This is a genomic window from Lutibacter sp., from assembly GCF_041596795.1.
In the GTDB taxonomy this organism is placed as follows: Bacteria; Bacteroidota; Bacteroidia; order Flavobacteriales; family Flavobacteriaceae; genus Lutibacter.
The window spans coordinates 1-5,765 of sequence record NZ_JBFHHX010000176.1 but is presented as its reverse complement, the minus strand read 5'-3'; the positions used below and the strand labels follow the sequence as shown (position 1 = coordinate 5,765).

Annotated in this window: 5 protein-coding genes; 3 read left to right on the top strand and 2 right to left on the bottom strand. The window is 30.2% G+C overall.

What is annotated here, in order from left to right; all coding sequences use genetic code 11:
- Positions 1 to 159: 159 nt before the first annotated feature.
- The 3 genes from ABY298_RS14480 to ABY298_RS14470 all read left to right on the top strand — a co-directional run bounded on the left by ABY298_RS14480 (position 160) and on the right by ABY298_RS14470 (position 4,250).
- The gene (locus ABY298_RS14480; RefSeq protein ID WP_372746768.1) at positions 160 to 1,338 is read left to right on the top strand and encodes an AIR synthase related protein; all 1,179 of its coding nucleotides are present in this window, start codon (positions 160 to 162) and stop codon (positions 1,336 to 1,338) included.
- Between the two features lie 48 nt (positions 1,339 to 1,386).
- Entirely contained in the window at positions 1,387 to 2,463 is a 1,077-nt protein-coding gene (prfA, locus tag ABY298_RS14475) for a peptide chain release factor 1 (RefSeq protein ID WP_372746767.1), read from the top strand.
- Between the two features lie 149 nt (positions 2,464 to 2,612).
- On the top strand, positions 2,613 to 4,250 hold the full coding sequence (locus ABY298_RS14470) for an ABC-F family ATP-binding cassette domain-containing protein (RefSeq protein WP_372746766.1): 1,638 nt from the start codon (positions 2,613 to 2,615) through the stop codon (positions 4,248 to 4,250).
- Between the two features lie 4 nt (positions 4,251 to 4,254).
- Here the strand turns inward: ABY298_RS14470 and ABY298_RS14465 are convergent, their stop codons facing one another.
- Positions 4,255 to 5,205: a TerC family protein gene (locus ABY298_RS14465; protein WP_372746765.1), complete on the bottom strand. Its 951-nt coding sequence runs from the start codon at positions 5,203 to 5,205 to the stop codon at positions 4,255 to 4,257.
- 133 nt (positions 5,206 to 5,338) lie between these two features.
- Positions 5,339 to 5,683 carry a 50S ribosomal protein L20 gene (rplT, locus tag ABY298_RS14460; protein WP_372746764.1) on the bottom strand — a complete coding sequence of 115 codons (345 nt, stop codon included), beginning with the start codon at positions 5,681 to 5,683 and terminating at the stop codon, positions 5,339 to 5,341.
- Positions 5,684 to 5,765 lie beyond the last annotated feature (82 nt).

Here is a 5,765-nt window from a genome sequence, read left to right as displayed (position 1 = left end):
AGAACATTACTATTCTCTAGTGCTTCAATGCCAGATTGGGAATAATACAATTTTGAATTACGAATAAATTAAAAACCGAATGAATTACATTCGGTTTTTTTATGTTTTCCTATGTAAAAAAGATAAATTACTTTTGCATAACAAAATTATTAAGTACAAATGAGTTCAGATATAAGTAAAAGATACAGTCAAAGAGGTGTTTCGGCTTCAAAAGAAGATGTACACAATGCCATAAAAAATGTAGATAAAGGATTGTTTCCAAAAGCTTTCTGTAAAATTGTGCCAGATTATTTAACAAATGATGAAGATTATTGCTTGGTTATGCACGCAGATGGCGCTGGAACAAAATCATCATTAGCATATATGTACTGGAAAGAAACAGGAGATATTTCTGTTTGGAAAGGAATTGCACAAGATGCTCTTATTATGAATATTGACGATTTATTGTGCATTGGAGCAACAGATAATATTATGCTGTCTTCAACCATTGGTCGTAATAAAAACTTAATTCCAGGTGAAGTTATAGCTGCAATAATAAACGGAACCGAAGAATTATTGCAAGATTTAAAAAGTTTTGGGGTTGAAATTCACTCAACAGGCGGCGAAACTGCAGATGTAGGAGATTTGGTAAGAACCATAATTGTTGATTCTACAGTTACTGCTAGAATAAAAAGAGCTAATGTAATTGATAATGCAAATATTAAACCTGGAGATGTAATTGTTGGTTTAGAGTCTTTCGGTCAAGCAACGTATGAGAAAGAATACAATGGAGGAATGGGATCTAATGGATTAACGTCTGCGCGTCATGATGTTTTTAGCAAGTATTTAGCAGAAAAATATCCTGAAAGTTTTGATGCTTCTGTACCAAGTGATTTGGTATATTCTGGTAATGTAAAATTAACAGATTTTGTAGAAAATTCACCTATTGATGCTGGAAAATTAGTGCTTTCTCCAACAAGAACTTATGCACCCATTATTAAAAATATTTTAGAAAAATATTCTTCAAAAGAAATTCACGGAATGGTACATTGCAGTGGGGGAGCTCAAACTAAAATTCTTCATTTTGTTGATGATTTACATATAATTAAAGATAATTTATTTCCTATTCCACCATTGTTTAAATTAATTCAGGAACAAAGTAAAACCGATTGGAAAGAAATGTACCAAGTTTTTAACTGCGGACATAGAATGGAACTTTATGTTCCTTCAGAAATTGCAAATGATATTATTAAAATATCAAAAAGTTATAACGTTAATGCGCAAATTATTGGTAGAGTAGAAGCTTCAGAAAGTAAAAAGTTAACAATTACTAGTGAATTTGGTGTTTTTGAATATTAAAAAATATCAAGAAATTATTGTAAATTTGCAATCCAATAAAAAAACTACATGTTAGATAAATTAAGAATAATAAAACAACGTTTTGACGAAGTTTCTGATTTAATAATTCAGCCAGATATTATTTCAGATCAAAAGCGTTATATTCAAATTAATAAAGAATATAAAGATTTAAGCGCAGTTATGAAACTGGGTGATGAATATAAAACTTTATTAGATAATGTTGAGGAAGCCAAAGAAATTATTGCCGATGGATCAGATGCTGAAATGACAGAAATGGCAAAAATGGAACTAGAAGAGGCAAATGCTAGAATTGAGCAACTAGAAGAAGAAATTAAATTTATGTTAATTCCTAAAGATCCTGAAGATGCTAAAAACGTTATGATGGAAATTAGAGCGGGAACTGGCGGGGATGAAGCAAGTATTTTTGCAGGAGATTTATATAGAATGTACACTAAGTTTTGTGCAGATAAAGGATGGAGAACTGAAATTGTTGATGTAAGTGAAGGTACTTCGGGTGGTTTTAAAGAAATTATTTTTAGTGTTGAAGGTGATGATGTTTATGGCGATTTAAAGTTTGAAGCAGGTGTGCATCGTGTTCAACGTGTTCCTCAAACAGAAACTCAAGGTCGTGTGCATACTTCTGCTGCAACAGTAATGGTATTGCCAGAAGCAGAAGAATTTGATGTGCAAATTGATATGAAAGATGTTCGTAAAGATTTATACTGTTCATCTGGTCCTGGAGGACAATCGGTAAATACAACCTATTCTGCTGTACGTTTAACCCACATTCCAACTGGTTTAGTGGCACAATGTCAAGATCAGAAATCGCAACATAAAAACTTTGACAAAGCTTTAACGGTTTTACGTTCTCGTTTATACGAAGTTGAGTTAGCTAAAAAGCAGGAGGAAGACGCTAAAAAACGTAAAAGTATGGTAAGTTCTGGTGATAGATCTGCAAAAATTAGAACTTACAACTATCCGCAAGGACGTGTTACTGAGCACAGAATTGGTTTAACAATGTACGATTTAAGTAATATTATTAATGGTGATATACATAAAATTGTAGAAGAATTAAAACTTGCAGAAAACACAGAGAAATTAAAAGAATTAGGAGAAGTTTTTTAACTTAATTTTTTAAAACAATATATAGATAAGCAAGAAGAAATTCTTGCTTTTTTTTTGAAATATCGTGAAAATATTAAATAGTTTGGTATTAAAACATTCATGTATATTTGCCACTTCAAAAAAAACAGATTTTAATAAATTCAATAAAAATGATTACAGTAAATGATATTTTGGTTCAGTTTGGTGGAACAACACTTTTTAGCAATGTTTCTTTTGCCATAAATGAAAACGATAAAATAGCTTTAATGGGAAAAAATGGAGCAGGAAAATCAACTTTATTGAAAATTGTTGCTGGGGCTAGCAAACCTTCTTCAGGAAATATTTCAGCTCCAAAAGATGCTGTTATTGCATACTTGCCACAACATTTATTAGCTAAAGATAATACAACTGTTTTTGAAGAAACTTCCAAAGCATATGCCGAATTCTTCTCAATGAAAGAAGAAATTGATAAAATTAACGAGGAGTTAACTGTAAGAACAGATTATGAAAGTGATGCCTATATGCAGTTAATTGAGCGAGTTTCCGAGCTAAGTGAAAAATTTTATGCTGTAGAAGAGATAAACTATGAAGCTGAGGTAGAAAAGGTTTTAAAAGGATTAGGTTTTGAACGTACAGATTTTAACAGACCAACATCTGAATTTTCTGGAGGATGGCGTATGCGTATTGAATTGGCAAAAATTTTATTACAAAAACCTGATTTAATTTTGTTAGATGAGCCAACAAACCATATTGATATTGAAAGTGTAATGTGGTTAGAAGATTTTCTAATAAATTCAGCTAAAGCAGTTATTGTAATTTCACATGACAGGGCTTTTGTAGATAATATTACCAACAGAACTATTGAAGTTACAATGGGTAGAATTTATGATTATAAAGCTACCTATTCTCATTATTTAGAATTAAGAAAAGATAGAAGAGCGCATCAACAAAAAGCATATGATGAGCAACAAAAAATGATTGCTGAAAACACAGAGTTTATAGAGCGTTTTAAAGGAACCTATTCTAAAACAAACCAGGTTCAATCTCGTGTTAAAATGTTAGAAAAATTAGTATTAGTTGAGGTAGATGAGGTTGATACATCTGCCTTACGATTAAAATTTCCTCCAGCACCACGTAGCGGACAATATCCAATTGTAGTTACGGATTTATCTAAAAAATACGATGAGCATGTAGTTTTTAATAATGCAAATTTAGTTATTGAACGTGGGCAAAAAGTAGCTTTTGTAGGTAAAAATGGTGAAGGTAAATCTACAATGATTAAAGCTATTATGGGAGAAATAGATTTTCAGGGAAAACTGGAAATTGGTCACAATGTAAAAATTGGATATTTTGCACAAAATCAAGCCTCATTGTTAGATGAAAATTTAAGTGTTTTTGAAACCATTGATCAAATAGCTGTTGGTGATATTCGTACCAAAATAAAAGATATGTTAGGAGCCTTTATGTTTGGAGGTGATGATATTACTAAAAAAGTAAAAGTACTTTCTGGTGGTGAAAAAACACGATTGGCTATGATAAAGTTATTATTAGAGCCTGTAAATGTTTTAATTTTAGATGAGCCAACAAACCATTTAGATATGAAAACTAAAGATATTATTAAAGATGCTTTAAAAGATTTTGATGGTACTTTAATCTTGGTTTCTCACGATCGTGATTTCCTTGATGGTTTAGCTGAAAAAGTTTTTGAATTTGGTCACAAAAGAGTAAAAGAACATTTTGAAGATGTTGCAGGATTTTTAGCTCATAAAAAATTAGAAAACTTAAGAGAAATAGAAAAGAAGAGTTAACTTATTAATTCTTCTTTTCTTCTGTTCTATTAGATTTTAAAGATACAATAACACCTATTAGTAATGATAGGGCAATTACACTTAATGAAATCCATTCTGGAAATTTGAAGTGATGAGCTAAAATTAATTTAATTCCTACAAAAGTTAAAATAACTATTAAACTGTATTTTAGGTAATAGAATTTAGCAAGCATATTTGATAAGAAAAAGTACATTGATCTTAATCCAAGTATTGCAAAAATGTTAGATGTAAATACTAAAAACGGATCTGATGTTATAGCTAAAATTGCCGGAATACTATCCAACGCAAATAAAATATCTGTAAATTCAATAATAATTAAAGCAATAAATAACGGTGTTGCGGCATTTATATGGCGTAGTTTTATAAAAAAATGTTCACCATTCATATGGCTTGTTATTGGTACAAACCTTCTTACTTGTCGGTAAATAAATGATTTTTTAGGATGAAATTCTTCATCTTTAGAAACCAACATTCTGTAGGCAGTAACAATTAAAAACACTCCAAACACATAGGTTGTAAAGCTAAATTTATTAATAAGTAATACACCAAAGAAAATCATTAAAGCTCTAAATATAATTGCTCCTAAAATTCCCCAAAACAAAACTCTGTGTTGATATTTTAATGGAATTTTAAATGAAGTAAAAATAACTGCAATCACAAAAATATTATCAACACTTAATGATAGCTCAATTAAATAACCTGTAATGTATTTTAACGTAGCATTGGTTGGAGTTAATCCATCAACATTATTAATTATATTAGTTGAATATAACCAATAAATTACTCCAGAAAAAAGTAGAGATATAGTTACCCAAATAGCGGTCCATTTTGTGGCTTCTTTGGTACTTATTATGTGTGGTGTTCTGTTAAAAACTCCTAAATCTAACGCTAAAAAAATTAATATAACTGCAATAAATATTCCCCAAACAAGCATGATGTAATTGTTAAAAATAAGTGTAAAGATATACAAAAAATTAAGACTCTACTAGAGTCTATAATAAGTATATTAATAGAAAAACCCAATCTAAAAAGATTGGGTTTTTTTATATAAGCAAGAAATTAAAAATCTATTTTACTGTATCTACAATTGCCTTAAAAGCTTCTGGGTTATTCATAGCTAAATCGGCAAGAACCTTACGATTCAATTCAATATTATTTGCTTTAATTTTCCCCATAAACTGTGAGTAAGACATTCCATACTGGCGAACTCCAGCGTTAATACGTTGAATCCATAAAGCACGGAAAGTTCTCTTTTTGTTTTTACGATCTCTATAGGAATAAACCATTCCTTTTTCAATCGCATTTTTTGCTACTGTATAAACGTTTTTTCTACGTCCAAAGTAACCTTTTGCTTGCTTCAATATCTTTTTTCTTCGAGCTCTTGAAGCAACTGAATTTACTGATCTTGGCATAATTTCAATTTGTTTTTTTGTAGTAGGCGGTAAAATTTAATTTACACTTGTTTGTGCACTACTCCAAGGTTAATTATTAATT